Below are 2,681 nucleotides of genomic sequence, written 5' to 3'. Positions count from 1 at the left end.
AAGTGGCGCTTTACGCTGCGCAAGGGCGTGAAGTTTCACGACGGCAGCGACTTCAACGCCGATGCGGTGATCTGGAATCTCGACAAGGTTCTCAACGACAAGGCGCCGCAATTCGACAAGCGGCAGAGCGCGCAGGTGAAGACCCGGCTGCCGTCGGTGAAGAGCTACGCCAAGATCGACGATTCCACCGTCGAGATCACCACCAAGACGGTCGACTCGTTCTTTCCCTATCAGATGTTGTGGTTCCTGGTGTCCAGTCCGGCCCAGTACGAGAAGGTTGGCAAGGACTGGGACAAGTTCGCCGCCAATCCGTCCGGCACCGGTCCGTTCAAGCTCACCAAGCTGGTGCCGCGCGAACTCGCCGAGCTCACCAAGAACGATGAGTATTGGGACAAGTCGCGGCTGCCGAAGACCGACAAGCTGGTGCTGATCCCGATGCCGGAAGCGCTGACCCGCACCAACGCACTGCTGGCCGGTCAGGTCGATCTGATCGAAACGCCTGCGCCCGACGCGGTGCCGCAGCTCAAGGCCGCCGGCATGAAGATCGTCGACAACGTCACGCCGCACGTCTGGAACTATCACCTCAGCGTGCTGCCCGGTTCGCCGTGGACGGACGTTCGCCTGCGCAAGGCGCTCAATCTTGCGATCGATCGCGAGGCGGTGGTCGGGCTGATGAACGGCCTCGCCAAGCCGGCTGTCGGTCAGGTCGATCCGTCGAGCCCGTGGTTCGGCAACCCGTCGTTCAAGATCAAATACGATCTGGCGGAAGCCAAGAAGCTGGTGAAGGAAGCCGGCTATTCGCCGGAGAAGCCGCTGAAGACCACCTTCATCATTGCCAATGGCGGCACCGGCCAGATGCTGTCGCTGCCGATGAACGAGTTCCTGCAGCAGAGCTTCAAGGAAATCGGCATCGACGTCGAGTTCAAGGTGTTCGAACTCGAGGTTCTGTACACCGCTTGGCGTAAGGGTGCGGCGGACGACTCCAACGCCGGCATCACCGCCAATAACATCGCCTACGTCACCTCCGATCCGCTGTATGCGATCGTGCGGTTCTTCCACTCCGGGCAGGTGGCGCCGGTCGGCGTCAACTGGGGCGGCTACAAGAATCCGAAGGTCGATGCGCTGATCGACGAGGCCAAGACCACGTTCGAGCCGAACAAGCAGGACGAACTGCTGGCGCAGGCGCATTCGCTGATCGTCGACGACGCCGCGCTGGTGTGGGTGGTGCACGATACCAATCCGCACGCGCTGTCGCCGAAAGTGAAGAGCTTCGTGCAGGCGCAGCACTGGTTTCAGGACCTGACCACGATCGGGCTGCAGTAACCAAGCGCCACATTAGCGATCACAAAACGGGCTGCGTACGAAAGTGCGCAGCCCTTTTTTGTCGCCCGCTGCACAAACTTATCGCTCGGCCAAAGCTCAGCTTATCGCTCGTCGGTGGCGTCGCCTAAGAACGATGCAGGCCGTGCCTATTCGTGGCGCTGCGCACGCGTCCTGCTCCACGACGCAGCAGCGCCGGCAGGAGGTATTTGGCCGTCACGCCAGCGCGGTGCGACCACTCGTCACCACCATCCGTTCGGCGAGTGCCCATCGGGCGTGTGGGGCTCTATCCTGCGCCCGTCATCAATCGCGACGCGGGGGGACGAGCGAGCATGACCAGCCAACGCGGATTCTGGGATCGGATGGCCGAGCGCTACGCCGCGCGGCCGATCAAGGACGTCGCCGCCTATGAGGCGATGCTGGCGGATGCGGCTGGGAGGCTTTCGCCGTCGGATCGGGTGCTGGAGATCGGCTGCGGCACCGGCGGCACCGCGATCCGGCTGGCGCCCGGGGTCGCGCATTGGACCGCGACCGACCTCTCACCCGAAATGGTGCGGATCGCTAGCGCGAAGCCGGCGCCGCCAAACCTTAGCTTCGCTGTCGCCGATGCGGATCTCTCCACCGGCGAGCCGCCTTATGACGCCGTCTGCGCGTTTCTGATCCTGCATCTGGTTGACGATAGCCGTACCACGCTCTCGACCATTCGCGACCGGTTGAAGCCGGGCGGTTTGCTGCTGAGCAAGACCTATTGCATCGGCGATATGAACCCCGCGCTGCGCTGGGGTGTGATCCCGGTACTGCAGCGGATCGGCTGGGTACCGCCGATCAAATCGCTGACGTCGCAGCAGCTTCGCGCCGCGATCGCGGAGGCCGGATTCGAGATCGAGGCCTCACGCACTTTCGGCAGCAATCGCCACGCCCATTACATCGTGGCGCGCAAGCCGGCCTGAGCCGTCGCGGCGATGGTCCCCGCGAGGCAGCACGCCGGGACGACCACAGGTGTTAGTCCGGGAAGTCGCGGGACGTCAGCTGGCCGTCGCCGTCCTTGTCGATCGCCTTCATCCACGCAGTGCTGCCGTCGATGAATTCGGCGCGCGACACCCGGCCGTCGCCATCAGTGTCATTACGCGGCAGCGTCAGGCCGTCGGCGATCTGCCGGATCTTGACCTGCTCCTCAGGCGAGAACCGCGCGATGCCGGCGTCGCGCACCTTGTCGAAGCGCGCATATTCGTCGCGATCAAGATAACCGTCGGCATTGGCGTCGAAGGCGTAGAAACGATGCTCGCGTCCCTGCTTGATCTCGGCCAGCGTGACGACACCGTCATTGTTGCCGTCCCATTGCTCCAGGAAATGCGAAAGGC

General features: G+C 63.5%; 3 protein-coding genes. 2 read left to right on the top strand and 1 reads right to left on the bottom strand.

Going from position 1 to position 2,681, the window contains the following annotated elements:
* On the top strand, window positions 1–1,323 hold a 1,323-nt coding region (locus DYI24_RS24770; RefSeq protein WP_164574211.1), incomplete at its 5' end, for an ABC transporter substrate-binding protein.
* 329 nt (window positions 1,324–1,652) lie between these two features.
* Entirely contained in the window at window positions 1,653–2,270 is a 618-nt protein-coding gene (locus DYI24_RS24765; RefSeq protein WP_164574210.1) for a class I SAM-dependent methyltransferase, read from the top strand.
* Window positions 2,271–2,322: 52 nt separating this feature from the next.
* Here the strand turns inward: DYI24_RS24765 and DYI24_RS24760 are convergent.
* Window positions 2,323–2,681: EF-hand domain-containing protein (locus tag DYI24_RS24760; protein WP_164574209.1), on the bottom strand; the 359-nt coding region annotated here is incomplete at its 5' end.

Source organism: Rhodopseudomonas sp. BR0C11, from assembly GCF_010820945.1.
Taxonomy (GTDB): domain Bacteria; phylum Pseudomonadota; class Alphaproteobacteria; order Rhizobiales; family Xanthobacteraceae; genus Rhodopseudomonas; species Rhodopseudomonas palustris_H.
Note: the sequence above shows the minus strand (reverse complement) of the source record. Positions and strands in the feature narration are given on the sequence as shown.

Excerpts from the sequence above, each read along its gene's own strand:
- DYI24_RS24765 (WP_164574210.1), top strand. The coding sequence starts at position 1,653 with ATGACCAGCCAACGCGGATTCTGGGATCGGATGGCCGAGCGCTACGCC.